The sequence below is a fragment of the Kosakonia arachidis genome, from assembly GCF_900116535.1.
GTDB lineage: Bacteria > Pseudomonadota > Gammaproteobacteria > Enterobacterales > Enterobacteriaceae > Kosakonia > Kosakonia arachidis.
Window position 1 is genome coordinate 1 of the sequence record NZ_FPAU01000007.1, and the last position, 26,455, is coordinate 26,455.

Annotated in this window: 25 protein-coding genes and 1 pseudogene; 12 read left to right on the forward strand and 14 right to left on the reverse strand. The window is 47.6% G+C overall.

Translation table 11 applies throughout. From position 1 onward, the window contains the following. A pseudogene (locus BM427_RS20475) lies at positions 1 to 325 on the reverse strand (transposase); the annotation flags it as partial. A gap of 201 nt (positions 326 to 526) precedes the next feature. On the opposite strand from BM427_RS20475, the gene BM427_RS20480 reads away from it, so the two are divergent. Then, the gene (locus tag BM427_RS20480) at positions 527 to 1,090 is read left to right on the forward strand and encodes a YbhB/YbcL family Raf kinase inhibitor-like protein (RefSeq protein WP_090125041.1); all 564 of its coding nucleotides are present in this window, start codon (positions 527 to 529) and stop codon (positions 1,088 to 1,090) included. Here the strand turns inward: BM427_RS20480 and BM427_RS20485 are convergent, their stop codons facing one another. From BM427_RS20485 to BM427_RS20495, 3 genes are read right to left on the reverse strand one after another with little or no spacing between them, the layout of a single operon-like run. Beyond that, positions 1,091 to 1,936, reverse strand: a complete 846-nt coding sequence (locus BM427_RS20485; RefSeq protein WP_090125043.1) for a helix-turn-helix transcriptional regulator — start codon at positions 1,934 to 1,936, stop codon at positions 1,091 to 1,093. Between the two features lie 50 nt (positions 1,937 to 1,986). Continuing rightward, positions 1,987 to 2,838, reverse strand: coding sequence for a fumarylacetoacetate hydrolase family protein (locus tag BM427_RS20490; protein ID WP_090125046.1), 852 nt, complete (start codon positions 2,836 to 2,838; stop codon positions 1,987 to 1,989). Positions 2,839 to 2,857: 19 nt separating this feature from the next. Next, a complete protein-coding gene (locus tag BM427_RS20495; protein WP_090125049.1) occupies positions 2,858 to 3,871 on the reverse strand; it encodes an L-dopachrome tautomerase-related protein in 1,014 nt (337 codons plus the stop codon). 99 nt (positions 3,872 to 3,970) lie between these two features. Between BM427_RS20495 and BM427_RS20500 the strand changes: the two genes are divergently transcribed. The 3 genes from BM427_RS20500 to BM427_RS20510 all read left to right on the forward strand — a co-directional run bounded on the left by BM427_RS20500 (position 3,971) and on the right by BM427_RS20510 (position 5,881). Beyond that, positions 3,971 to 4,663, forward strand: coding sequence for a GntR family transcriptional regulator (locus BM427_RS20500; protein ID WP_090125545.1), 693 nt, complete (start codon positions 3,971 to 3,973; stop codon positions 4,661 to 4,663). A 96-nt stretch (positions 4,664 to 4,759) separates the two neighbouring features. Continuing rightward, positions 4,760 to 5,173, forward strand: coding sequence for an amidohydrolase family protein (locus BM427_RS20505; RefSeq protein ID WP_139234438.1), 414 nt, complete (start codon positions 4,760 to 4,762; stop codon positions 5,171 to 5,173). Positions 5,174 to 5,203: 30 nt separating this feature from the next. Continuing rightward, positions 5,204 to 5,881: an amidohydrolase family protein gene (locus tag BM427_RS20510; protein ID WP_139234439.1), complete on the forward strand. Its 678-nt coding sequence runs from the start codon at positions 5,204 to 5,206 to the stop codon at positions 5,879 to 5,881. 608 nt (positions 5,882 to 6,489) lie between these two features. Here the strand turns inward: BM427_RS20510 and BM427_RS20515 are convergent. After that, on the reverse strand, positions 6,490 to 7,293 hold the full coding sequence (locus tag BM427_RS20515; protein ID WP_090125058.1) for an SDR family oxidoreductase: 804 nt from the start codon (positions 7,291 to 7,293) through the stop codon (positions 6,490 to 6,492). A gap of 236 nt (positions 7,294 to 7,529) precedes the next feature. Here BM427_RS20515 and BM427_RS20520 point away from each other — a divergent pair, with 236 nt between their 5' ends. Beyond that, complete coding sequence (locus tag BM427_RS20520) at positions 7,530 to 8,195, forward strand: TetR/AcrR family transcriptional regulator (protein ID WP_090125061.1); 666 nt, start codon at positions 7,530 to 7,532, stop codon at positions 8,193 to 8,195. 62 nt (positions 8,196 to 8,257) lie between these two features. Here the strand turns inward: BM427_RS20520 and BM427_RS20525 are convergent, their stop codons facing one another. Next, positions 8,258 to 9,223 carry a GlxA family transcriptional regulator gene (locus BM427_RS20525; RefSeq protein ID WP_090125064.1) on the reverse strand — a complete coding sequence of 322 codons (966 nt, stop codon included), beginning with the start codon at positions 9,221 to 9,223 and terminating at the stop codon, positions 8,258 to 8,260. A 196-nt stretch (positions 9,224 to 9,419) separates the two neighbouring features. On the opposite strand from BM427_RS20525, the gene BM427_RS20530 reads away from it, so the two are divergent. Together BM427_RS20530 and BM427_RS20535 are read left to right on the forward strand one after the other, a co-directional pair. Next, a complete protein-coding gene (locus tag BM427_RS20530; RefSeq protein WP_090125067.1) occupies positions 9,420 to 10,079 on the forward strand; it encodes an HD domain-containing protein in 660 nt (219 codons plus the stop codon). Between the two features lie 43 nt (positions 10,080 to 10,122). Then, a complete protein-coding gene (locus BM427_RS20535; protein WP_090125070.1) occupies positions 10,123 to 10,809 on the forward strand; it encodes an alpha/beta fold hydrolase in 687 nt (228 codons plus the stop codon). Between the two features lie 139 nt (positions 10,810 to 10,948). Here the strand turns inward: BM427_RS20535 and BM427_RS20540 are convergent, their stop codons facing one another. Genes BM427_RS20540 through fabG form a run of 4 tightly spaced genes read right to left on the reverse strand, consistent with a single transcriptional unit; the run spans position 10,949 to position 16,047 of the window. Next, a complete protein-coding gene (locus BM427_RS20540) occupies positions 10,949 to 12,217 on the reverse strand; it encodes an MFS transporter (protein WP_090125073.1) in 1,269 nt (422 codons plus the stop codon). Between the two features lie 24 nt (positions 12,218 to 12,241). Then, complete coding sequence (locus BM427_RS20545) at positions 12,242 to 13,714, reverse strand: amidase (protein WP_090125076.1); 1,473 nt, start codon at positions 13,712 to 13,714, stop codon at positions 12,242 to 12,244. 11 nt (positions 13,715 to 13,725) lie between these two features. After that, a complete protein-coding gene (locus BM427_RS20550) occupies positions 13,726 to 15,258 on the reverse strand; it encodes an APC family permease (RefSeq protein ID WP_090125079.1) in 1,533 nt (510 codons plus the stop codon). A gap of 15 nt (positions 15,259 to 15,273) precedes the next feature. Beyond that, positions 15,274 to 16,047: a 3-oxoacyl-ACP reductase FabG gene (gene fabG / locus BM427_RS20555; protein ID WP_090125082.1), complete on the reverse strand. Its 774-nt coding sequence runs from the start codon at positions 16,045 to 16,047 to the stop codon at positions 15,274 to 15,276. Between the two features lie 446 nt (positions 16,048 to 16,493). Here fabG and BM427_RS20560 point away from each other — a divergent pair, with 446 nt between their 5' ends. The 3 genes from BM427_RS20560 to BM427_RS20570 all read left to right on the forward strand — a co-directional run bounded on the left by BM427_RS20560 (position 16,494) and on the right by BM427_RS20570 (position 19,725). After that, positions 16,494 to 17,522, forward strand: coding sequence for a phosphotransferase enzyme family protein (locus BM427_RS20560; protein ID WP_090125548.1), 1,029 nt, complete (start codon positions 16,494 to 16,496; stop codon positions 17,520 to 17,522). Beyond that, positions 17,519 to 18,862, forward strand: a complete 1,344-nt coding sequence (locus BM427_RS20565) for an aspartate aminotransferase family protein (protein ID WP_090125085.1) — start codon at positions 17,519 to 17,521, stop codon at positions 18,860 to 18,862. The genes BM427_RS20560 and BM427_RS20565 overlap by 4 nt, the downstream gene beginning before the upstream one ends. Positions 18,863 to 18,933: 71 nt before the next feature. Continuing rightward, on the forward strand, positions 18,934 to 19,725 hold the full coding sequence (locus tag BM427_RS20570; protein ID WP_244316577.1) for a DeoR/GlpR family DNA-binding transcription regulator: 792 nt from the start codon (positions 18,934 to 18,936) through the stop codon (positions 19,723 to 19,725). A 287-nt stretch (positions 19,726 to 20,012) separates the two neighbouring features. Here the strand turns inward: BM427_RS20570 and BM427_RS20575 are convergent, their stop codons facing one another. Further along, positions 20,013 to 20,600 carry a hypothetical protein gene (locus BM427_RS20575; RefSeq protein WP_139234440.1) on the reverse strand — a complete coding sequence of 196 codons (588 nt, stop codon included), beginning with the start codon at positions 20,598 to 20,600 and terminating at the stop codon, positions 20,013 to 20,015. 1,049 nt (positions 20,601 to 21,649) lie between these two features. Here BM427_RS20575 and BM427_RS20580 point away from each other — a divergent pair. Together BM427_RS20580 and BM427_RS20585 are read left to right on the forward strand one after the other, a co-directional pair. Next, a complete protein-coding gene (locus tag BM427_RS20580; RefSeq protein WP_090125097.1) occupies positions 21,650 to 22,426 on the forward strand; it encodes an EthD domain-containing protein in 777 nt (258 codons plus the stop codon). A gap of 31 nt (positions 22,427 to 22,457) precedes the next feature. Then, positions 22,458 to 23,351, forward strand: a complete 894-nt coding sequence (locus BM427_RS20585; RefSeq protein WP_090125100.1) for a DAPG hydrolase family protein — start codon at positions 22,458 to 22,460, stop codon at positions 23,349 to 23,351. Positions 23,352 to 23,395: 44 nt separating this feature from the next. Here the strand turns inward: BM427_RS20585 and BM427_RS20590 are convergent, their stop codons facing one another. The 3 genes from BM427_RS20590 to BM427_RS20600 form a co-directional block, all read right to left on the reverse strand. Next, entirely contained in the window at positions 23,396 to 24,028 is a 633-nt protein-coding gene (locus BM427_RS20590) for a TetR/AcrR family transcriptional regulator (protein WP_090125103.1), read from the reverse strand. 228 nt (positions 24,029 to 24,256) lie between these two features. Next, positions 24,257 to 25,159, reverse strand: a complete 903-nt coding sequence (locus BM427_RS20595) for a SphA family protein (protein ID WP_167518505.1) — start codon at positions 25,157 to 25,159, stop codon at positions 24,257 to 24,259. Between the two features lie 321 nt (positions 25,160 to 25,480). Next, positions 25,481 to 26,290, reverse strand: coding sequence for an NAD(P)-dependent oxidoreductase (locus BM427_RS20600; RefSeq protein WP_167518504.1), 810 nt, complete (start codon positions 26,288 to 26,290; stop codon positions 25,481 to 25,483). Positions 26,291 to 26,455 lie beyond the last annotated feature (165 nt).

Consider the following 26,455-nt stretch of genomic DNA (forward strand, 5'->3'; position numbering starts at 1 on the left):
TCGCTGGCCTGATGTTTCGTCATAACGTAACGCACCAGCTCACGCTTCTCAGGCACCGTCAGAGTTTTTTTGCGACAACATCCTTGAGGATCTCGTGGTCCAGACTCAGGGAAGCGTACATCTGTTTTAGCCGATGGTTTTCGTCTTCCAGCCCTTTCATCCTTTTGATATCAGAAGACTCCATGCCACCATACCGGGATTTCCAGTTATAGTTGCTGGCCTCAGAAACACCGTTTTCCCGACAGACATACTTCACATGCCGACCCCCTTCAACTTCTTTCAGAACCCGCAGGATCTGAGATTCTGTGAAACGCGCTTTCTTCATGATGAGCCTCCATTGGTTGTGTTTTAACCAGAGAACTCTATTGTGCGGTAAGACTAAATTCAGGGGGGACTACAAGATTTTCTCATCCCTGGCGGTACGCTAACTGAGCGATCTGGAGGAGTTATTGACCGTTTAAGGCGCGCTGGATTTATACACAAAACATAGAATGGATTTGAATTATAAACAGATGGAGATAGCTCAATGTCCAGATTCATCCTTCCTGTTGCCGGTACGTTATGCCTGGCAATGGTCAGTCAGGCTGCATTTGCCGCTAATTTTACTCTGACCAGTGACGAGCTTCACTCAGGTAAATTTTCTCAAACCCAACTCTTGAGTGAGCCCTATGGCTTTGGTTGCAGCGGTTCAAACAAATCACCTTCTTTTAGTTGGAGCGGCGCGCCTGCCGGCACGAAAAGTTTTGCATTACAAATTTATGATCGTGATGCACCAACCGGACTTGGTTGGGTCCACTGGCAAGTAGTGAATATTCCGGCAAGTGCAAACGGTATCCCGGCAAGCATTGCGTCAGATAATAAAGGCCTTCCTGCTGGAGCAATACAGTCGCGTACAGACTTTGGCGTTCCGGGTTACGGCGGTCCTTGCCCACCTCAGGGCCAAACACATCGTTATGAAATCACACTGACCGCGCTGAAAGTTGAAAAATTGCCGGGTATCACAGCTGAATCAACGCCTGCATTGGTTGGGTTCATGACCAAAGCGAATGCCCTGGGCGAGGCTAAGATCGTTATCACACAAGGACGCTAATTAAATTTCCCGGGTCAAGGTAGCCTGTGTACCCATTGTTATCATCTCTTCTCTTACCTGGCCCGGGCCAAAGCCAAATCGATGACGAAAGCGAGAGGAAAATTTCGATGGGCTTTCATAACCCACTTCTAAAGCGATTTGCGTCACAGAGAGGTCGGTAACCTGTAACAATGTTAGCGCTCTGCACATACGAACATCCGCTATAAGTTTTGAAAATGAAGTATTCTCTGCCGTCAGTTTTCGCCGCAACGTGGCTTCTGACATTCCCAACTGGCTGGCTACGTGCTTGATATTCCAGGTATGGGAAGCATCAGATGAAATCAATCGCCTGATCTTTCGTTCAATTCCGTTTCTGAGATGCGCGCCAAAACAGATTCCATATTCATCCAGCCAGCCCAACATTTCATGCATGCGGCCAATCGCTAAAGCATCAGGTATCGACGCTGAGTCTGTAAAAACATCGGTCGTGTGATAGAACGATTTTCTGAAGCTTTCGCTGGTAGCTTCCAGTGCATACGCTTCGTTAATCTTGGTGCATCTTGAATTACGGCAGGTATAATCCGTAACGACTTCACTACTGAAGCTTAACCAGTCGGCTTCATAGGTTCCGCTTAACGAGCAGGGAGTATTAATAATGTCAAAAGACTCCCCCTCTCCGACAATCACTGCATCCCCTGAAGTTAATTCAATTTCATTACGTGCCCATCTGATGATTTTTGTACCATGGCGGATAAGAATAATGGTGGGCTCATCCACAGTAATATTTTTAGCTAATAATGGTTGAACTTGCAGTACATGAGCAGAGCTGCCCACACCAGTGCGGCTCGTAATTTTTCTTTCCGTCATATCAAACTCCTCAGGTGATGGCCGGTTTACGACCGGCCATCACAGGTACATTAGCAACTCGCGGTCTGTTCTGTTACTCGTTGGTTTTGATATCCCAGTTTCTCAATATGGATACGGATTCGGTCACCAGCCTTAAGCCAGACAGGTGCTGGCTTCATGCCTAAACTTACTCCGGCAGGGGTGCCCGTAGCAATGAGATCACCGGGCTTTAAAGTCATATAGTGACTAACGTAAGAGACTATTTCTGCTACAGAGAAAATCATCTGGGAAGTGTTGCTCTGCTGACGCTTTTCGCCATTTACTTCCAGCCAGATCTCTAATTCATGTGGATTTCCAATTTCATCGGGAGTGACAATATAAGGGCCAACAGGTCCAAACGTATCGCAGCTTTTCGCTTTATCCCATTGAGAAGACTGGAATTGAAACCCCCGGTCTGAGACATCATTAACAATTGAATAGCCAGCAACAAAACCTAAAGCGTCTTCAACGCTAACCTGCTTTGCCTCACGGCCAATCACAATTCCCAGTTCAGCTTCCCAGTCCAGTTTTGTTGAATGGGGAGGAATAACGATGTCATCATCAGGGCCATTCAGACAACTCGGAGCTTTAAAAAAAACAACGGGTTCATCAGGTACAGGGAGGTCTGCTTCATGAGCATGATCGAGGTAGTTCAAGCCTATTGCGACAAATTTAGAGACCGATTTAATCGGTGTCCCAAGTCGATGATTCCCTTTCACCTCAGGGAAACGGGAAATGTCCTGCTCTTTAATCATCGTCAGTACGAATGGCAGTGTTTCAGGCGTTATATCCTCTACCATCTCAGATAAATCGCGTAATACGTTGTTTGCATCTACTATGCCTGGCTTTTCCAGACCAACATCACCATAACGACATAATTTCATATAACGCCTCTTTAGTTTCTCAGAGTGGATAACTGTAAATGACCCAGGGGAATTCAACTTTTTCCTCACCGCCCGAAAACATGGGGATGCGGTTCAGTTGGGAAGCGGGAAAATAAATCTTTTTATCCGGGCCAACAGACAAGGCGATAGGCCAGACAATACGTCTATCCCTGACAAGAGGAGTTATCTCCCCTTCAACTGACATCACTGATATACCGTTATTTTCGGCATCACTTAGATAGATATTACCGGCAGGGTCGCGGCACATGCCCGCAACCCATGTTCCAGTTTCTCTGTAGACACTGATATCTTTGGCGATCTCATCTTCGCTTTTTGAGAAATCGGTGATGAGTTCAAGATCAACCCGGAAGATTCTTGCTCCAAAAAGACACATAAATAAAAGCGTCTTGTTGTCCTGATGAATTTCTAATAAATCATTGTGAATGTACATCGGCTGACCATTTAATAAATGTATCTTCCGGCCTTCAATCACAGGGACATCTTCTGGCTGACAGCGCAACAGGTTGTGGCCCACCAGGATACGTCTGTAGGAGTTGTCTCTCAGGTCTATAACGTAAAATGAGCCTTCGCGAGATTCAGCCATAACAGCATAATTTCCCCAAAAGCGAATATGGGCCAGCCGGGTTCCCTTGTGTGCATCACTGTGTTTAAAAAAGATCGTGCGAAGGGTATTGCCCGTAGCAATATCCAGTTCGATGAGCTTCACTGCACCCTCGATAGCATCGCTGAAATACGGGGCGGCGGCATCTAAAACCCATAAACTCCCGAGGCCATCGCTAAATATGCTGTTTACATCCACAAAATGCTTTGTCGGATCACCGAGTCCATCCCATCGATTCCAGTCGTTGTTCGGGAAAGGCATCCAACTGCCATCACTGGCAATTTCAACTACGCCGGGTGTTGGCCCCATCCAGCCTGGCATGCTTGCAAACATACGTCCGTCAGGCGAGACAACCACACCATTCCATAAAAATCGTTCAGAGGTAGAGACCTCTCTAAGCTGAGTTGTCATAATGCATTCCTAAAGATGTTTCAGCGCTGCAAAATAGATTTTAAACCTATAAAATCTATTTTTCATAAAAAAGTAGTTTTGCAGATCAAAAAGAAGACTATGAAAGACAACCTTGCGACCAAAGACAGCCTTACCCAATCCACCTATTCACGCCTCAGGACTGCTCTTCTCAGTTGCCAGCTCGTCCCTGGCTCGCGGGTGAATACAAAGGAATTGGCTGAAAAGCTTGAAACAAATGTCGGTGCAATCAGAGAAGCGCTTTCGCGCTTAACGTCCGAGAACCTGATTATCGCCGAACCGCAGAAAGGTTTTCGGGTAACACCCGTATCTTTGAAAGATTTACTGGATCTCACCGCGACACGGAAACTCATTGAAGGTGAGTGCCTTAGCGAATCGATAATGCATGGTGATGTGATCTGGGAAAGTGAGATAATTTCTTCTTTTCATACTCTTGTCAGATATGGTGCTGGGCCGGATGAACAATTAGGTAGTGAAGAATGGAACCGACGGCACAACCGATTCCATGATGCGCTGACAGCGGCATGTCCCAATGAGTGGTTGCTACGAATACAACGCAATTTGTTTGAACAAAATGAGCGATACAGAATGCTTTCTGTCAATCTTACTGCAGGTGAGCGAGACCTTAACGGCGAGCACAAGGCTTTGATGGAAGCGGCTTTGGAGAAAGATGCCGTGCGGATACGTGTACTGATGAGCAACCATATACAGCTAACCACTGATGCCTTGATGCGATTGTTTGACGAAAAAGGTTCACTTCGCCTGATCGTATAGTGAGCGATTGGGGAAACAAAATGCGCGATTCAGCCGGGTATGTTCATTTTAAATGCTCCAGACTCGGAGGTGATATTTATCATGAAGGGAATTTCTATGAAGATAAAACACCTCCTGGGCTGCTTACTGACGCTGATGACATTACCTGCCTGTGCAACTCAGAATTATGTCCTGGATGATGTAAGACTGATTGATGGAACAAACAACCCGGCTCATGAGCACATGAGAATTGTGCTCAGTGAAAATATAATTAGCGCCGTAGGCCCTGCCTCATCGCTTCCTCTTCCGCAAGGCGCTGACGTCAGGAATTTGCATGGCCAAACTGTCATGCCAGGTATCGTTTCCGATCATGTTCACCTTGCACAATTCAATGGGGTCCAGCCTTCTCCTGCTGTATATACCCGGGAAAATATCATTGCTCAGTTAACCCTCTACGCAAAGTATGGTGTGACTACTGTTATGTCGTTGGGTGTAAACCGCCCCTTATTTTATGATATTCGTGATGAATAACATCCGGGAAAAACATCAGGAGCAGATGTCTTGGGTGCTGATCATGGTATTGGCGTTCCACAGGGAGTACCTCCGGTATATGTTGGGGAAGATCAACTGGACCGTCCGACAACTCCCGATGAGGCTCGCGCTGCAGTAAGGGCGGCAGTTACAAGGAAAACAGATGCAATCAAATTATGGCTGGATGATTTTCAGGGGCAGAAACTTGTCAAAATGAAACCTGAAATCTATAAAGCTGTCATCGAAGAAGCGCATCTTCACAACCTGAAAGTATTTGCTCATATATATTATTTGCAAGACGCAAAAGATCTTATTCGCGCGGGTGTTGATATTCTCGGGCATGGTGTTCGTGATAAGCAAGTTGAGAAGGAATTTATCGATTTGCTGAAACAGCATAATACGGTGTATATACCTACGCTTGGTGTGGATGAATCTTTCTATCTGTTTGCGCTTCATCCTGAGTTACTTAATGCGCCAGAGGTTAAAGAAGCGCTTAACCCTGAACAGCAAAAAGGCAGCAGAAACAACTCAACAGCCCGGCATTTAAAACGTGGAAAGCTGGATTTGAGACCAACCGGCAGAATACCAAAATTGTGTTTCGTAGCGGGGCGAAAATGGGTTTTGGTACTGACTCAGGGGCAAAGCCAATGCGTATTCCCGGTTATGCAAAGCGCCGGGAACTGGAACTGCTGGTTAAGGCGGGTTTAACCCCACTTGAAGCCTTATCCCTTGCAACTAATTCGGCTGCACTAACACTGGGGGCAGGTCACCCGTTATGCTCAGTGATACACAATGCCGCACCGCAAGGCCAAAAGAAAAACTCTAAGCTTGATGGATGGGTAAGCAGTACTGACAGCTGTGCTAATGTTTCGTAAACGATGATGCATTGGTGTTTTATTATTGATTAATATAAATATTTATTGATATTTAATTTAAACCTATAATCGACCTATAGTCTCTGTAAACCGTGTATATCAGATCCATAGTGTCGGAATTTTTGTTCAGCATGCGTAGCCAGATACTTATAAGCTCTGCACGTCACATTCCCATTCAAAACCTTTCAAATAAGTTTTCCATATACAGCATGTAAGTTCTACGAATGTCTGCTGAATGCCAGGAGGGGACATTGCAGGCCCCAAGCGAGTTAATCACTAAGGTTGGATATGTTGGTCGTCGACCTGAAACGGAGGTTACACAATTTTGGTGATTCCGTCGGAGAACCTTGATTAAGCGATAAAAGAGATCGCACTGCATTTCCAGAAATAATATTCTCAGCAAGGCAATGCGAGTCCTCGTTTTTTGTAAAAAACACTCTGTCAGATCTGGTTATCCCATGCCCCCTGCTGATGAGCCCTGAGCATATCCTCAACAGCCTGCGGCACGACATTGCGAAATTTACCGGTATCAGCGGGAACGATCTCTACCATACGATCAATCATCTCTTGTGCATCGAGATGACCGAACGGCGATGCGAGAGCCTCATCGAACTGAGCACGCAGTTCATCCCGGCGAGTGACATGTTTCTCATCACTAAGCCAACGGAAAGGTGTGTCTGCCATCGTTTCATTAAACCCGGTGTAAAAGGCTCCGGGATTGATGGTTTGGACCTTAATTCCATAACCAGCTAATTCCTGCTGCATGGCTTCGGCTATAGCCTCGAGGGCATGCTTGGTGGAGGCGTAAACCCCCCAGTTAACCGGGGAAAATAGTCCACTCATCGATGAGGTGAAAACCACTTTTGCCTGTTTTTTCTGGTTGATCCATTTACGAACGAAAGCTTGTGTTAATATCAGTGGAAGAAAAACGTTGACCTCAAAGTTCTTTCTGACCAGATCAATGGGGATCTCAAATACAGGTCCACCTTCCCCCATGCCGGCATTATTCCATAGAACATCAACATCGAAATGCTGGGCGAAATCCATATCATGTGGATCACACAGATCCAGCTTCTCAACCTGTAAACTGGTAAGCCCGAGCTCCCTGGCTTTCATGCGCAAGGGGGTAACCTGAGGCGAGCACTGAACAGTGGCTATAACGTTGTGACCTTCTTGAGCCAGCCTGATAGCTGCTGCTTCACCGAACCCGGAGCCTGCACCGGTAATGAGAATAGTCTTTTGCATGGAAATCCCTCGTTGTTGGGTATGAAATACAGCTAAAACGACTGAATCGATGATGGTAGAACGAAGGTAGAGGCAGAATGGTTCATTGCCGATGACTGTTTAAGCAGAACATTACTTTTCATTTTAACCGGCATATTTTTGACAATTTATTGAATTACGCGAACAATCTATGACTTTGCTTCGGGCTATAAAGCCAACGAATATCCAACATTTGTCATTTTTTAAAAAGCTAACATATGTCTGATTTTGATTCAACCCCTCACAAGAGAAAACCCATTCGACGTCCTGTCCAGGAACGTTCATTAGAACGCATGGTGCGGGTTATCGAGGCCGCCGAGCACATGCTCGTAAAACTCGGACCTGAAAAAACCTCAATACCGGCCCTTGCAGAAATGTCCGGGGTACCGAGAGCCAGCATTTATCCTTTTTTCCCGGATAAGTACGCGTTATTTGCCCATATTTCCCAGATCCATACCCGGTCTATCGGTGAGGCTATTGCTCATTCAGGGGTATCCCGTGCCGGCACGCTCAACGCCTGGGTAGGCACCGTCATAGATATATGTGTGATCTATTACAACGAACATCCTGCTGCGTGCGTGCTTCTCATGAACGGTTTTTTTCGCGATACCGACCGTGCAGCTCACGCAGCCAAGAATATTTCAATCGGACAACTTCTGCGAAATGCAGCAGAGCGATTCAGAGAGTACCGGGAGTTTCCATTGTCACCAGACGTTGCAACAATTGCCGTAGAGATTGGTTTTGCCTGCCTGAAATTTGGCTATGCACAGGAGGGGTATATCAACAACGCGGTGAGAAACGAAGCCTGTCGTGCGGTCATGGCTTATCTGGATCTCTGGCGGGATGCTCCGGGAGAGGATCTCTCTAAACAAAACGCCCTGTGACTTTCAATGTAAACGAGAGGTTTCCGGGTGTGAATGAGTAAAGATGACGAAGCAATCGCCGTTTACACCCGTCTGAAACTTCCACGATATTGCTGGGGTGTGATGCTGATTCGCCGTTGAAAAGCACTACGCATCTGGTCGGGACCGGAAAAACCACAGTTGAAAGCGATTGTCTTGAGGGCCAGTTCTGTCGATTCAAGCAAGTTGCGGGCCTGATTAAGGCGTACCCCTTCCACGAATTCATGCGGCGTGACGCCCAGTTCAGTAACGAAGAGACGCGCAATGCTGCGCGGGCTGACGCCACCAATATCTGCCAGCCGCTCAACCGGAAAGGCCTCGCCCACATGCTCCATGACATAGGTTTGTACCTTTCCCAGCGGAGTTTCAGGATCGCGGCTAACGACGAGCAGCGGGCTGAACTGGGATTGACCACCCTGCCGTTGCGCCACAACAACAAGTGCTTTGGCACATGCAAGCGATATAGCCGGTCCATGATCTTCTCCTACCAAAGCGAGGCTAAGGTCAATGCCGGCCGTAACGCCAGCGGACGTTACAAGGCGACCGTCGCGCGCATGGATTCGATCATGCTCGACCCGCGCTAAGGGGAACTGCCTTGCAAGCTGATCCGAACAAAGCCAATGGGTCGTGACGGTTCGTTCATCGAGAAGCCCGGCATGACCCAGAGCAAAAGCGCCGGTGCAAATCGAACCATATCGCTGGGCCGCAACACCCCATTTCCTTAGCCACGTTGACATGGCAGCGTCGGGTAGAGTGTCAGGAAGGTGCGGGCCGCCTGCAACCAGAACCGTGTGAAAAATGCACTCGGCCTGATCGAAGCTAAGGTCAGCGACCATCCACATTCCGTTGGAGCTGCGCAAACGCTGTGTGCTGGCCGCAACCAGGACACAGTGGTAATGGTCCTCTTCCGGCAAAAAGCCATTAGCCGTTGTGAACACATCCAGCGGGCCGGCAACATCGAGCGCCTGAACGCCTTCGAAAATGACAACTGCAACTTCTCTCTTTGCCATGAGTGCCCTTTTACTTTGTCACATGATCCAGGGTTCCGGTCACTCCCCCCTAAAACAGTCGTTGGCAGTTTATCACAGACGCCTGGCAGCTTTCAGCGTAGCAACGCGATTGCTGCCAGGTTTGGTTACCGCGATGATGAGTAGGTCGGCTACAAGGTCTTCTTCGAAAACCGGCCTCGACATCAGGAGAAGTATCTTGACTCACCTCCACCACGCAGCGTCGGCGATTCACGGCGTAGCTGTTCCCGACAGCACACTGGCCCGCGCCATCACCGAGTTTGTGCGCGACACCGAAACAGAGTTGCTTTTCAACCATTCGAGCCGAGTCTACTTTTTCGGGGCCATCGCCGGACAGCAACACGGCCTGAGCTTCAATCCAGAGCTGCTGTATGCAGCCACGATGTTTCACGACATTGGCTTGATGCCATCGCACAGCAGCGCCGATCTGCGCTTCGAAGTCGATGGCGCGAATGCCGCCCGCGACTTCTTGCAAAGCTACAAGCTTGATCCAGCCGACATTGAAAAAGTCTGGACTGGCATTGCACTGCACACCACGCCGGGCATACCGGAATTCATGCACCCCGTGATCGCCCTGACAACCGCTGGCGTCGAGATGGATGTACTGGGCCTGACTTATGACCGCTATTCCGCTGACATCCGTGAGGCCGTGGTCGCAGCCTATCCCCGTACACCGGCTTTTAAAGAAGAGATCATTCAGGCCTTTTACGACGGCATCAAGCATAAACCCGGCACCACCTTCGGCAACGTCAAGGCAGACGTTATTGCCGACAAAGAACCGCATTTCCATCGCGGTAATTTCTGCTCCCTCATCCGATGCTCACATTGGCACGGCTAACCGTCTTGTCCACCAAATCAATTAGTACCTGAGGAGAAATACCATGAGTACACCTGACATTATCCTTGTTCATGGTGCCTGGGCCGATGGGTCCAGCTGGGCCAAAATCATTCCTCTGCTGAGCGCCAGGGGCATGACTGTCACTGCCGTACAACTCCCACTTACCAGCTTCGACGCCGATGTCGCGGCGGTTAGTCGTGCCATCGCGCTGTCACAAGGAGATATCGTTCTGGTGGGGCACAGCTATGCCGGTGCCGTGATCGGACAGGCTGGCAACGACTCCAGGGTGAAACGGCTGGTCTACATCGACGCCTTTGCGCCGGACGCGGGGGAGTCAGCCGGATCGCTCTTTGCCCAGTTTGCAGCAGCCCCGCTCAATAATGAGATCAGGCCGGACGCAGAAGGCTTCCTGTCGCTAACACCCAAAGGCATTGCCACCTTATTTGCACAGGACCTCGATCCCATTGAGCAGACGATGCTGCATGCAACTCAGGGTCCGATCAATGGTGCCGCACTCGGCGGCACGTTGAGACAGGCCGCATGGCACAGTCGTCCTTGTTTTTATCTGATTGGCGAAAACGATCTGGCAATCCTGCCCGTGGAACAGGAACGCATGGCCACGCGTATGAATGCAACGATCAAACGTGTCGCTTCCAGCCATGTTCCGATGTTGTCACATCCGCTCGCCGTTGCTGACTTCATCGTTATGGCTGCTGCCAGTTCTTGTTGACTACTCCAATGACTGACCAGTTAACCATATTGATACAGCAGAAGATCCCTTGCGAGGATCTTCTTTAGGGGAAAGAAAGTTGTTTATAACGCCACTACGGGTTGCATGCTTCCCTGGTCGGCAATGGAAGCGGACACGGTTAGCGTGACGACTGTTTTGCCATCAACGGCAACGTTTTTTTTGCGTCGCGAGGGAAACAGATTGCAGCAGCCAGCGTTATTGCCGAAACAGCGAACATATAATACGCAGGCGCAGGGGCACCCCAGCTATGCGATAGCCAGGCAACAATAAAGGGAGAGAAACCGCCGAAGGTCATGGTGGCCAGGTTGTAGCTAATCGACAAAGAAGTCACCCTGTTCTCTACCGGGAACAGTAATGTCAGCATGGTCGGCATCGTTGCGAACTGCGCGGCCAGACACAGACCGAGAAGGAACTGCATAATCAGCATATGGGTAAGAGTTGGCGAATGAATAACCCAGCTAAACAGGGGCAACACCATCACAAAATAGCCGATGGTTGCAATAAGGAAAACAAACTTTCGCCCTATTTTATCTGCCAGTATCCCCAATAAAGGGATAATAACGGCCATCATGCTGACGATACCGATTTGGATTGTCAGTACGCTGGTGATGGGCATATCGAGTTGCTTGCTGGCAAAACCCGGCATATTAATCAATAAAACGTAGAAGCCCACTGTTCCACTTACCACCAGGCAAAACCCAAGGATAATCTTACTGAAATCCAGCCTCGTTTTATTGCCAGGCTGTTTTTTCTCGCTCTGTTGATTAACAAACTCGTCAGATTCAGAAAGGTTATTTCTTATCCACAGCCCGACCGGGCAGATAATCAGGCCGACGGCAAATGCAATTCGCCAGCCCCAGTTGTCCAGACTGTCGTTAAATACGTTGAAGATAATCATCGAAACAATGGAGGCTAATACCACCGCAAGGCATTGGCCAAAAAGTTGCCATGAACCATAAAACGTTTTCTTGTTCTCATCCGATCCTTCCACCAGATAGGATGTTGAGCTGGCATATTCGCCACCGGTGGCAAAGCCCTGGATAAGTCGCGCGATGACAATCAATATCGGAGCAGTGATCCCTATCTGATGATACGAGGGGGCGAGTACAAAAAGTGCCACCGCAATAAACATCAACCAGATAATCAATTGCAGGGCGTTCTTTCTGCCAAATCTATCCGCATAGACGCCAATGACTAATCCCCCGATTGGTCGGGTGAAAAAACCTACACCAAATGTTGCCAGTGAGATCAGCAGTGAACTGTATTCATTATCAACCGGGAAAAACTGCCTGGCGATAACGGCTGCAAAAAAACCATAAATAAGGAAGTCATACCATTCAAGGATATTGCCAATGGTGCCAGCAATAATTTTCTTCTTGTTGTTCATTTTATTCCCCCTCGGGTGAATGCGCTAAAATAAAGAGTGAGCTAGCCCACTTTCGTTAATTGCTCCCGGTTTATTTTTTGCGGTCCATTGCGTGGCCTTTTCATATTCACTAGCCAACCGAAGAACGGCCATATCGCTTCGAGGGCGTCCTATTATCTGGATGCCCGTGGGTAGTCCTGATTCATTAAAACCAACCGGAACATTGGCGATAGGGCAACCAGAAAGGCTGCCTAATATTGTGACCTCCATCCAGCGGTGATAGGTATCCATTTCCCGACCGGATATTGTTTGAGGCCAGGGAGTGTTTTTATCAAATGGGAAAACCTGGGCGCTGGGCAATATCAGGTAATCGGTGTTCTCAAAAATTGTAATCAGCTTTTTATAAAGTAAGGTTCTCACCGCCGAGGCTTGTATAAGTTGCATTGCGCTTAACTGTAAGCCATTTTCAATTTCCCAAATGGCTTCTGGTTTAAGCCATTTCCGTTTCTCGGGGACGGAATATAGAGGCTCAAGACTGTGCGCGACGTGAGCATGCCGGAGGGTACGCCACGCGTTCCAGACAGTTTCATAATCGATATCAATAGCGACCTTATGAACGTCACAACCGAGTGATGAAAATGTCTCCAGAGCTTTCTCACACAGGGGAAGAATTCCGTCTTCCAAAGGGAGATGGCCTTGTAGATCACCAAGCCAACCGACCCGAAGAGAAGTACAGTCAATCGCCAGTGATTCAGTAAATTGTTCGCCAGTTTCGCTGAGCGAAAGCGGTGCCCGATCGTCGCGACCGGAAAGGGTCGCCAATAAAAGGGCGACATCCTTAACGCAACGCCCCATGGGGCCTTCATAGGCCATCTGATTAAAGAACAATTCGTTGCTTTCCGTTAGAGGAACACGGCCCTGGGAGGGCCGAAATCCAATCACGTTATTGAAAGCGGCAGGGTTACGTAACGAGCCCATCATGTCGCTACCGTCGGCAATCGGAAGCAGGTACAGCGCCAGGGCCGCGGCGGCCCCCCCGCTGCTACCTCCGGCGGTAAGTTGATGGTTATACGCATTACCCGTCGCACCGAACACTGAATTATACGTCTGTGAACCTAGCCCAAATTCAGGCGTGTTGGTCTTGCCAATGATAATGGCACCCGCTTGTTTAATTCTTTCCACTATTAATGCATCCCGATCGGGAACATCATTCGCGAAAATAAGTGAGCCCCGGGTAGTTGTAATACCACATGTTAATGCAAGGTCTTTAACGGCAAAAGGTATTCCATGCAGCCAGCCGTGATACTCTCCGTTCGCTAATGCGCTATCCTTTTCTTCTGCCGCTTTGAGTAGCTCATCTCTATCCCGCAAACTGACGATGGCATTAACGCGAGCGTTAAAAGTCTCAATATGATCGAGATATATTTCCATGACATCACGGCAGGCTATTTCTTTATTCCTGATCAAGTATGAAAGTTGATGAGCTTCGAGAAGAACAATACTTTTATTATCAAACATAGCCTGACCTTCTATTTTTCTTCATTCAGGACAATACGACCAATGACCTGGAACTTTTTATTGTCAAAAAACTTAAACCAGGTTGCTATGGCCGCACCAATGACAAAACTGGCTAATACAATCCACGGTATGGCCTTATAAAAGAGCGTATTTGCTGCTGTACCTGCTGCGAAATCCATATTGGCAAAAAGCAAATAAACAACGTACACCATACCTGTCCCCCCCATTAACGGTGCAAGGAACGTTTTAAACCAGTGGCTGTTTTTACGGTTTTCTCCATTCGCGTGGAAATAGAAAATAACGGCAAAGGCGCACAGTGCCTGGACTATCATGATCCCCATGGTGCCCAGTATTGCCAGCAGGGTGTAAATATCAGCATAAGGGTCTTTTCCCGCCAGTAGGAACAACACGATGATGATACAGGCAATCACAGTCTGAACCGTTGAGGCGATATGAGGGGAACCATGTTTGGGATGGGTAAGGCCCAGCGTTTTACCCGATAACGGAAACAGGTTTTCCCGGCCCAGCGCATAGATATAGCGTGCGGCGCAGTTGTGAAATGCCATCCCGCACGCGAAGGAACCGGTGATGACAAGGATTTTGAATATTGAAACTGCCCATTCCCCCAGATATTGACGCGCCGGGCCATAGAAGATTTCTGCGGCTTTATTAGGATCCTGCGCCAGCGCGATGGCTTTCTCTGGCCCGGTCCCTGCAATCGCCATCCAGGAAATGAACACATAGAAAAGCCCAATCCCAATTACTGCCAGTAACGTCGCCAGTGGAATGATTTTCTTAGGGTTTTTTGACTCTTCACCATACATTGCCGAGGACTCGAACCCCACCCAGGACCAAAAGGCGAAAAACAGCCCAATGCCTGCATTCGCGCCCGACACACCCGCCGCTGGCGAGAAAGCGTTAAATGGGTTGATCGACTCAGGAACAAAGCCCTGCGGTCCACCACCATGTATTAGTACTGCGCCGGCGACCAGGGTTAGAATGAGTATTTCCAGCACCAGACAACAGCCCAGCACTTTCGACGTCAGTGATATATCAAAATAACTGAGCACCCCATTGGCGATCAGCATGGCCAATGCAAAAACGATCCAGTGGATGTGTATGCCGGAAAGCCCGTGGATTAAGTCTTCGCAGAAAAAAGCGAAAATACCCACAAGTGCGGCCTCAAATACAATATAAGTTACTGTAACCGCAACCCCAGCCGCCATACCGATGATGCGCCCTAACCCATGAGAGATGAAGCCATAGAATGCGCCTGTGGCGGTGATGTACTTCGCCATCTGTGCATACCCGATGGCAAACAGGGCAAGGATAATAGTCGCCACAAGGAAGCCCCCCGGCGCGTACTGCCCGTTTCCGCTGCCGACCGCAATGGGGACATTACCGAGCATCGCGGTAATGGGAGCCGCAGTCGCGACCGTCATGAACAATACGCCGGTTAAACCTACAGCATTAGGCCGCAGGCGCTGGACCGCCGTTGTGCTGGTTTCTTCTCCAGCAGGGCAATTAATGATCTGATCACTCATACGATTACCGCTCCGTCAGGAAATGCAGGAAGATGATTCGGGAAGGATTTGGCCACCATCGACAATCAGTGTCTGCCCAGTGATATACCCGGCTGCCTGAGAGGCAAAAAACAGCGCGGCGGCGGCAATGTCATCAACGCTGCCAAGGCGCTGCAGAGGGACAGATTGCGCCATAGCGGCTATGTAATCGTCCCCCATCCCCGCCAGCCCTTCGGTAATGATATTGCCCGGAAGGATGGCATTGACGGTGATATTATCTTTGGCCAGTTCCAGTGCGGCCGTGCGCATAAAACCCAGTTGCGACGCCTTGCTTGCGGCATAGTGCGCCCAGCCGGGGTATCCCGTGACAGGACCGGTGATAGAAGAAGTAAGGATAATGCGCCCGTGATTGGCTTGTTTCAGCCATGGGATAGCTGACTGTACGCACAGGAATGTGCCTTTACTGTTTACCGCGTGTACGTCATCCCATTCACTTTCCGTCATATCGCTCAGAGCGGCGGAAGGAAAGATACCCGCGTTGCAGCACAGTACGTCCAGACCGCCGAGTTGTTCCGCGCAAATCGCGACGGTCTCTTTCACTTGTTGAGCAACACTGACGTCACAGACGTAACCTTTTATCGTCAAACCTTCTGTACAAGCGATGCTGATGGCTGTCGCCAACTTGTCGGCATTACGGGCGGTGATCGCCACATTGCTGCCATTGCGTGCGAAATGCAGCGCCAGCCCCAGCCCAATGCCGCTACTGCCACCGGTAATCAATATGGTTTTACCTTTTAGATCCTGATACATAAGTTTCGCCCCGTTTAAGTCATGCCATGAATTGTCGGCACACCAACTTTTCGCTGCTCATGTCTGCGAGCTGACGTGCATTTCGACAAAGAATAATCACGCAAATGTTGAATGATCAACATTATTTTGTTGTATTCTTCACGAAATATAATGCGTCAAAATGGGGAACCATATTGGTGCAACACGATGATATTTAATCATCTGATAAATATAAATATTATACTAATTTCATGGAATTTTTATGCCGTATCATCTTCCTGATGCAGGATTCGCTCCTTTTCAGGGCGCTCAGCCTGTGAGACGAGAAAAATTAACTATAATTAATTGATTAAATGATAATTAAATAGAGCGAATAGCTGATGGATTAAATTTTTCGGCTTTTATCTTGCAAAAAAAAGAAACCCAACATAAAAATATTGGCACTTCTGACATTTTGGGTGTTGGCCATGCTATATCACGACAGCTACATAGAGAGAATCAGTGGGTTACTACGCGCAGCGCTACCGCTCTGGGGGCTGAGCGAAAAATCGGAACTGGCGTTGCTCACTTTTTCAGAAAACGCCACATTTCTGGCGACTGAAGCCGACGTCAGACGCCGTTTGGTCTTGCGTGTTCATCGGCCAAATTATTGCCAGCATGCAGAAATTATTTCGGAGCTGGATTGGTTGAATTCCCTGAAAACCAGTCGCGTTATCAACGTTGCAGCGCCGATTCCACAGCTTAACGGCGAGCGGATAGCACGGCTGGAAGATGAGACATCCGTGACTTTTGTGGTGGCGTTTGAATTTGTTGCGGGGGCTGAACCAGACAATACCCGCGATTTGTCTTCATGGTATCGCAGGCTTGGGGAAATCGCTGCGCGCCTGCATCTACACAGCCTGGACTGGCAAAGGCCGCCCGCATTTACCCGCAAGATTTGGACATTTGAAACCATTATTGGCAAACGGGCGTTGTGGGGCGACTGGCGTAGCCTGAGTCATTTCACACCGGAGGAGATCACGCTTTTAGAACAAACAGAGAGACAGCTCAAAGCACAACTTGACGACTATGGGTGCGCCCCGGATCGCTTCGGGCTGGTTCATTGTGATATGCGCCTGGCTAACCTGCTGGTGGAGGGGGAACAAATGACCGTTATTGATTTTGATGATTGTGGCATTTGTTGGTTTGGCTGGGATTTCGCAACCGCGGTGAGCTTTATTGAAGACGACCCGTTACTGGGTAATTACCAGGCCGCATGGCTGGAAGGTTATCAAAGCGTACGCCCGCTTAGCACGCAGGATAAGTCTATATTACCCGCGTTAGTGATGCTGCGCCGCCTGCAACTCAGCGCCTGGATAGCCAGCCATGCGGAGACACCCACAGCACAGCGGCTGGTTGCCAGTTTCCCTGCGGGGACTGTCATGCTGGCCAGGCAATATCTGCATGAGCATGCAGTGAACATGGCTCCGGACGCGCAGCAGGAGAATCTACAATGACAGAAAAAAAACAAATACTGGGTCTCAACCGCTTTGAGAAAAGCGACAGTGCCGCGCTGGATGACGGGTTGGTTAATCAGATCACCCGGCGGCAAAATACCCAGGGCGCTTCTTCGGTTTTATTCTATCAGCAGCCGATTGAGATGGTCAGCGCGCGCGGCGTCTGGATGTATGACGCGGCAGGCAACCGTTATCTGGATATGTATAACAACGTGCCAGGCGTTGGCCATTGCCATCCAAGAGTCGTGGAGGCCATGTCCGTGCAGGCGGGTATGCTCAATACTAACACTCGCTATTTGTTCCCCGTGCTGGAGCGTTATTCCGAAACCTTACTGGCCACCTTTCCGGCGCCGCTCGCTAACGTGGTGTTCACCTGCACCGGCAGCGAAAGCAATGATATTGCACTGCGTATTGCAAGAATGGTGACAGGCAGGCAGGGAATTATCGTCACTGAAAGCGCCTATCATGGCAATACAACGGCGGTGATGGAGGTTTCGCCATCAGGGCTGAAGCGACAATCGTTGCCACCTTATGTCCGTACGGTGCCTGCGCCCGATGCAAATACCTTGCGGCCTGGCCAACAGGTTGCGGAGGTCTTTGCCGATGCGGTGCAATCGGCGATGGATTCGCTCAATGCTGAAGGCTTTGGCTGTGCAGCCCTACTGGTAGATACCATTTTTTCAAGCGATGGCGTATATGCCGACCCTGCGGGTTTTCTCAGCCTGGCTGTGGCGCGTGTACGCGCAGGGGGCGGCTTATTCATTGCGGATGAGGTCCAGCCTGGTTTTGGCCGAACGGGTACACATTACTGGTGCTTCCAGCGTCATGAACTGGTGCCAGATATCGTCACGCTGGGCAAGCCGATGGGGAATGGCTTCCCAATGGCAGGCGTTATCACACGGCCAGCGTTACTCGACAGATTTAGTCAGGAAACGGAGTACTTTAACACCTTTGGCGGTAATCCCGTGTCGGCCGCGGTGGGCCTTGCGGTATTGCAAGTTATTCGGGAAGAAGAATTAATGTCTAATGCAGAGCGTTGTGGTCACTATCTCAGGGCCGGACTGCACAACCTTGCTAACCAATACCCGGCAATAAGTGATGTGCGCGGCGCCGGGCTGTTCAATGCGGTTGAGTTCCGCCAGCCGGACAGCAAGAAACCGGACACCAAATTGACGCAGCAGGTGATCAATGAGCTGAAAGGCGAAGGCATCCTGATTGGTGCTGCGGGGGCGTATGGCAACAGTTTGAAAATTCGGCCTCCACTTTGTTTTAGCATCGATAACGCAGACTTTTTTATCGATAAATTGGCACGCGTAATGAGCCGTTGCGCGCGACGTTAAGCAGTATGGCCCGGTGCAACATTCAGCGCTTTGTGTTTTGTTGCACCGCCCAGATATACTGGGACACGGTGATGTTTTTTCAGGAGAGGTGGCAGTTAATGTCGATAAGGAAAACAGTACGTCAGCAAAATATACTCAGTGCAATCAGCGAGTCTCCCAGCTTACGTATTGTCGATCTGGCGCGGGTTCATCAGGTGACAACAGAAACAATTCGGCGCGATCTGGATGAACTTACCCAAAAAGGATTGTTGAACCGTACTTATGGCGGCGCGGTGCGGGCAATGAACACCGAGCCTACCGTGACAGAACGTCACCGTTTGTTTACCCAGGAGCGAGAACATATTGCGCGGGAAACGGTGCAGCAAGTGGGCGATGGCAAAATGTTTATGCTGGGGTCGGGAGCGACGACAGTGCACGTGGCCAGGCGTATGGCAACCGATCTACGGGATATCACGGTGATTACTCACTCGTTCGGTGTTGCTACTGTACTGTCGATGAACCCGACGATCAGGGTTATTGTGGCGCCGGGCGATTATATTGCTTCTGAAGGGGCCATGGCGGGTGCGCAAACATTGAGTTTCCTGCATCAGTACTCTGCAGATTACGCCATTCTTGGGGCCAGCGGCGTGACAGCTGACGGGCCCAGCGAAGCGTTAATTGATTGCGGTATGATTTATAAGACCATGATTCAACGCGCGAACAAAAGCATCATTGTGGCGGATCATTCAAAGTTCGATATGGTATTTCCTTCCCATTACGCTTCCTGGCAGGCTATTCATCGTATTATTACGGATAAACCGCCTGCAGATCACATACTCACCACCTTGAAAAAAGAAAATGTAGAGATCTCCGTATGTGAATGACGTGCTAATTATTAATCTTTAATGAGCCCCAAGGATTGATGTTCTGACAGGTAGAACCGACTCTCTGTAAAGCTGACAAATAGCGAGGCTGTAAAAGCCATCAAGCTAATATGAGAACAGAGAGTACGGATGCTCATCAGGGCTCACAAAGCCGGCTATATATGTGTGGATACTTTGTCAGAAAAAGACCTGCGGGTGCTTGCATCGGCGAGGTATCCATATAAGCGATTTAGCATCTAGCGTGATTTTACCTGACATTTATTATCCCACTATCATATTGTTAACTGCTATAAGACCTTTTTCGGCCAACTATCCCAGAGTGCTCGTGTCATCATTTTACTATTTTGACTACCTTGTGGTTCGAAATCAGTAGTAATTCCGACCTTATCGAGATTCCATAAGTTAATCTCTTCGGAGGTGTTTTTTATCTTTTTATAATGTGTGAAAGACGAACCCACTTTGCACAGCTCGGCGTTCTTATCACTAATCTTAATCGCGCTGTAATTTATATCATCATCCCCTCTACCAAAGTAGAGGTAGGACGTGACAGGGCCAGCTTCACTGCTTCCGACAATAATTGATACACCGCCCGAAGGGGAGTGTTCAGATAATTTCTTTGCGTCTGTAATCGTTAGGTTATGAACAGGACTGGAGGTATCGCTCGTTTTCATTTTTAGCATTGCAGGAGTGGTACTTGCACATAAGGAGACGCTAATTCCGGATTCAAGAATACAGGAAAAAACATCGATACTTTCTTCTCCACATAAACCGGGATTGTGTTGTGCCTGGCTAGTCACTGAGCCAGGATTAATCATGTTTTCAGCGAAAATAGTTTGACAGGGTAAAATCAGCACAATAAAAGTGGCTGATTTCATTATAGTATTCCAATGCATAATAATACTCAGACAGGTTGTAAAAAAAACAATATTAAAAATCAGATAGTTGCCAATCCGCTTAGTATCATTGTTTTTTAATAATGTGTTTCAACAGAAAATCAACAGAACGATGAACAACATAAAAGTCCGCTAATTATTAACTCGCAGTATAAAGACACTTCTTTTGACCTGCTATCCATTGATAATATACCGCGATATCAGGAATGTCTTCATTAGCACAACATGCGGACAGCACCATGAAGAAGTGTTTCCCGACGAACAGACCATTAGTATTCTTCGCGAGGTTGATGCCAGATGTAAGCGCACCTGTTTTAGTTCCAGGCACTGTTTACAGGGAGGAGAACAATCATCACTATCATCTGAACTAAAAACCACTCTCATTTTTACGGTGGTATTTATTTATCATAAACAAATGAATTTTAGAAAATGTCACTTTTTTACTTTTCTATTGTGGAACGCTTCATAATTTCATATTTTATTTAACTAACTGACAGTCCAGTCACTTTTTGAAGTGGTAAGCATGCCCTCCCCCGCAAAAATAATGAGTAATTTTGAATATCTTTAGTTGCATTAACATCGGGCCGCCGATAAAAGGCCGTTAACGTGGAATCCATCTGAGTTAACGCATAAGCGTTGGAAACACTAATGGTAACTTAGCCAAACATATTCATATACATTGTCTTTATTAGATACACTTTTTATAAGGAAGAACGGAAAAACACAAATAGCACAGATTATTCAATATGTTATAAATGAAAACCAAAAAACACTCACAGATGCGTCCCTCTTTTACCTTAAAAAACCATTATTACACTTTGGCTAAATATTTTTTAAAAAGTTAAATTGTGACCTTGATCATTTAAATGTACCCGTTAGTACATTTAATGTATACTGGTTTTCATTATGGTAAAATGCGCTATTTCAGCATCCACCTGAAAACTTTTTGTTGCATGGAGAAGTAAAACGCCATCACTGAAAAAACAGCATTTATGAAAGCACCATCTCTAAGAAAAACCTGGAGATTACCTATGTTGAAATTAATTGCAGCATCAAGAAGACGACCGGGTCTGACCCGAGCAGATTACCAGCGATACATTGAGTTTTATCATGGTACGATCGCACGCAACACCCGGGGAGCATTGCATCAATATATCCAGAACCATGTCATTGATAGCGCCTTTGGCACGTTACAGGATGAAGCACATCAGCAAATCGCTGATCGCGATGGAATTGTAGAGTTATATTTTAATAACTTTTCTGAAATGATCCAGACACTCGAGCCCCCAGTCCCCAGCGCCACCAGTGATGACGGTAAGTTCTTTGCTGATGAACCCAATAGCATCACGATTATGTCAGAGGAAGAGGAAGTCAGCGTTGATTCTCCGCTACCGCAATTCAATCCCGGTCTTGGCATAGTAAAAAATGTTGGGGCATTGAAAGTGTTCCATTTTATTATGCGTGACGAACACGTATACCCGGAAGATTTCTTTATCTATTGGAAAAAGGCCCATTATGCTGCGCTGGAAAAATCACCGTATGCCAGATCGCAACTCCGCCGGTGTGTCATGAGTAAACGCCTACGGCTAAATGATAACGATGCTGCGGCACGCAATCATTTTAAAATGGTCAACCCGCCAAGATACGATCTTGTTGTCAGTCACTGGTTTGACACCATCGAGCAGGCCGGTGCGTTTCGCGAATATGTCGACAATCTGCAAAACAGCGATCTCCACTTTGCCAACTGGTCAAAATCCTTTTTCTTGTACACCAAGCAAATCGTTATTATTCGTGATACTCCACAATAAATGTCAGGCTAATTAGTCTGAAGGAGAAGATATGAGCCAGATTATCCCTGAACAGGTTCAACCCACTTATGATGAGTATTTAGCAGCGACGAAGCATAGAGCACTACGCCCGGATTTAACCGAGCAGGAGAAACAACGTCCCTTCGCAAAATACTATTATGATGTAATTACTGAACCTGACCCTCAACACTATGCGATGATGGATAAACCGTGCGATCCCAATAAAGCACTCTACCCAGAAAAGAGGAATGATTTACTCAATCCAGGCGATCTGGATATAGAAACCGGGTGGTGTAATTTAAAAAATGGCGGCGGATTTATTGCTAATAAAATGGTATACCCAGACATCACGGCTGACATGATAGATTGGTGGTTTTCTTGGCATCCCCTGGAAGATTTACGCTATCGCATCTGGTATCCACCGCAGCACGGTGGGTTAACCGTCAGCCCGGAAAACCGTAAACGTCTGCTTGATGACACTATTCCGTACCGGGAAAGAAACTGGGGCGTGGTGCACCATGTCACCGAAGACACAAACTGTGGGATGGAAAATATCGATATTCATTTTATGTCGCCACAGGATTTCGGGTTTGATATGACGCGCTGGAAAAAACCCAACGTAGCCACTTTCGCCGGCGGCGTTGGCTGGGGTGTCGCCGTCGATAAAACCGATGACAGCATTACCGCGCCGGCCATTATGTGTCATATTTTCCGTGAAACGAACGAAGGTCTGGAACACCGCACCCGTTTCTGGCTCGGTTATCGGTTTGTTGATGGGCAACCCGAGCTGTCACTACCACCCGGCGTTGCCGTGCCTGCCCCGGCAATTCAGGGGCTGGCACGGCATAATGTCTGCGAATTTACCCGATTCAGAGATTTTCTGCCGAAAATTTATGCAGAACTTGGCGGAAAATCTATTGCCTGATGCCAACGGCCCGCGTTATTGACGTGGGCCATTTTTTAAGCTGGCTACTTTTTACAATACTGAGAGATAAAAACAGCCACGACTTCACGTGTATGCATAGCGATATCCTCAGGGCTTACCGTAAACGTTTTAATCAATAACGATTTAACCAGGAATACGCCCCAACAGGCAGAGACAAAAATTTCCGCGGCGCGATAAGGTTCATTGCCAATAAATTGCGGATGGCTGGCAAGGCAGGCACCGAGATTCTCCACACGTTTTCCTGGGCCTGATTGCCAGAAGTATTCTGCGAGTTCGGGGAAATTCGTTTTCTCTGCAAGAAGAATATTAAACAGGGTGCGTAAATCATCCTGCATTAATGTCATCACCAGACTATTGCTGAACTGTTGCAATATAATGGGCAATTCTTCATCAGCAGAAAGGCTTTCATCCATCTGTTCATTCAGCAAGGTAATACGTTTTGAAATCACTTCTATAAATAATGCCTGTTTCGTCGGATACAGTGCATATAATGAACTTTTTGAGGCCCCGGCCCTGATGGCGATATCCAGCATTTTCGCCTGGCTATAACCGTATTCAAGAAATACATCGGTTGCGATTTCCAGCAGTTTTTCAACACGGACCGCAGCTTCACTCGCTTTTGGCCGCCCCCGCGTATGACGTAAGTTGTTAACCATACGTTATGTCACCCACTATTGCGATTCATGGCCTAATTCTGTAACAAATTGCCCCATATCACCAGCATATTATTACCTTAGGAGAGACGCTCGCGGGAAGTAAAACTGACGATATGCCGTACAGGTTCGCAGTAAAGAATGAATCAGGAGAGGAGGTATAAACAGGGGCGACAACTCATCAACAGACTAACTCATTGACGTACCAACGCCTCAAGCAATACGCTTTATTTATTTTCCCTGCCCGCCCAGCAGACGACCAGTTAATGGCATGCTGATATTAATCCAGAACGTATCCCCGCCAGCTGTATTTTCTGCCAGATAGTCATGCTGGTACTCAGCAATAAAATTAAAATATTTCCAGCGATACGAAACACCCGGTCCAATTGTCAACTTCTGAGCCCGATTACCAATATCTACGCCACCTTGTTTATCTGCAGTCATTTGTTTCCATAATCCGCCGAGAATGGCCGGTTCAAATGGACCGACATGCCACCCGAAAACAAAATCCAGATATAAAGAATCACCACTGGTATAGTTTGTATTATTATTGCGGGTATTAAACGAATAACGAGGATTGATGGCAATATCAAGCCCAGAGGGATTATCATAGCGAATTCCCATCACTGGCTGGATTGACCAGTAATTATTCCCCATGTTGATTATATTATTTTTATCATATGCCCCAGTTGGTAGAACGAAATCAAGCCCTGCTACCATATGTAGCCATGTGGTAAGTTGCCATTTCCCGTAAACCGGATTAAAAATAATATCGCCTACGCCCCGGGCGTAATCTTTACTTTGAGCTGCAGATACCGACATATCAATATAACCCGTTGGGATAATCAGTTGTGAAGAAAAAGTTGACATACCCAATGGGGTCACATCCCATACATTAATAAAACGAAAGCTATTAATAACCCCTTTAACATCGAGCCCAACATTTCGTTTATTGCCATCACCATCATAGAGTGATTTTTGATGAAAATAATTTAGCTGATTAAAATAATATAAACCGGGCGCAGGAGGGATTTCAGCTGAAAAATAACTTGATGAGCCAGGCATGTAAGAATATTTACCATTTTCTGCAGCATCACTGTTACCGCATACCAGAAGTAATACGGATAGCAGCACACTCCAGAAAGAAAATAAATATCGAAAACAACACCGAATAGCGGACACCGACCATCTGGACATATGCCTATAATAGATCGCTAAGGGATAGTCAAAACCATAGTATTTACCCCGTAAAAAGAAATAATAAGTCGCCCACCTGTTATATGTACGATAAAGCATAGTATACGCTCTCATAGATATAGATATGGAATTTCCTGTCATACCGGAGTATCACAGGAAATTGAATAGATACGTTATATCATGGTCGAAATGGGTGGCTACGTAATATATAAACAGGCGATAGTAATCACTCTCTTCCGACCGATTCCCTCGCCGGATTTAATTTACGCCTGCAACAGTCCAGTGTTTATGTAATAAAAATTGATTTTCGACTTCATCAGCAACGGCCATTTGCAGGTCGGGGACAGATATTGACGCCGGAATACCATTATCCATTAACATAAAATCCACCCCGGTTTGATAACCACCCACTTTCTTGCCCGGACGATAAAACCACGGCGGTGATAAGAAGCTCCAGTTAAAACCTTTGTCCGCTTCAAATAAGTCCAGTGCGACGCGACACCCTTCCAGCAAAGGAACGCGTTTCCACCCCGCCACAGCTTGCTGCAGTTCATGATCCGGCTCGCTCCGGGCCAGTAGTCCTTTTTCACGCCGCTCTGCGGCAGCAAAGAAAAATGATTCGTGGGTTATATCGCCCAACCATCGTAAATGCTCTGCTGGCGCAATCCCGAAATACCATTGTGGGAAACGGGGATCGTCGAACATTTGCATTCCGGGTTTGACATATAAACTTGCGGCACCGCCAATATAGATAAGATAGCGACCTTTCGCCTGTTTGAAGCAGCGGATAATTTTACGTGTCGCCTCAACCTGACGGTAATAAACCTGCATATCCACTTCATGCCCACCGGAAAAAGCGCTGACGACAACGTCATGGCCGCGAATATTATTCACTACGGACTCATAACTATCGTCAAGAATATTACAGGTTATGGATGATAAATTTTTTTGTGGCGGGCATTTTTCCGCATCCAGGGCAAGCCCCGTTATGTGATGACCCCGTAGCAGCAACTCCTGAGTCAGGAGTTGCCCCCCCATACCCGTATGGCCAATAATTGCAACTTTCATGACTGCCTCCTCGTTATCAGAACATAATGTTCTTCTGTCTGACATTGTAAACAAATGACATCTTTACAATGTCAATTATTTACTTTCTGGCAGCAATCCAGTTCACCTTTCCCTTATATTTCTCATGTCCGCATCGCGGCTTAATAAAATAACAAGTCAATTACT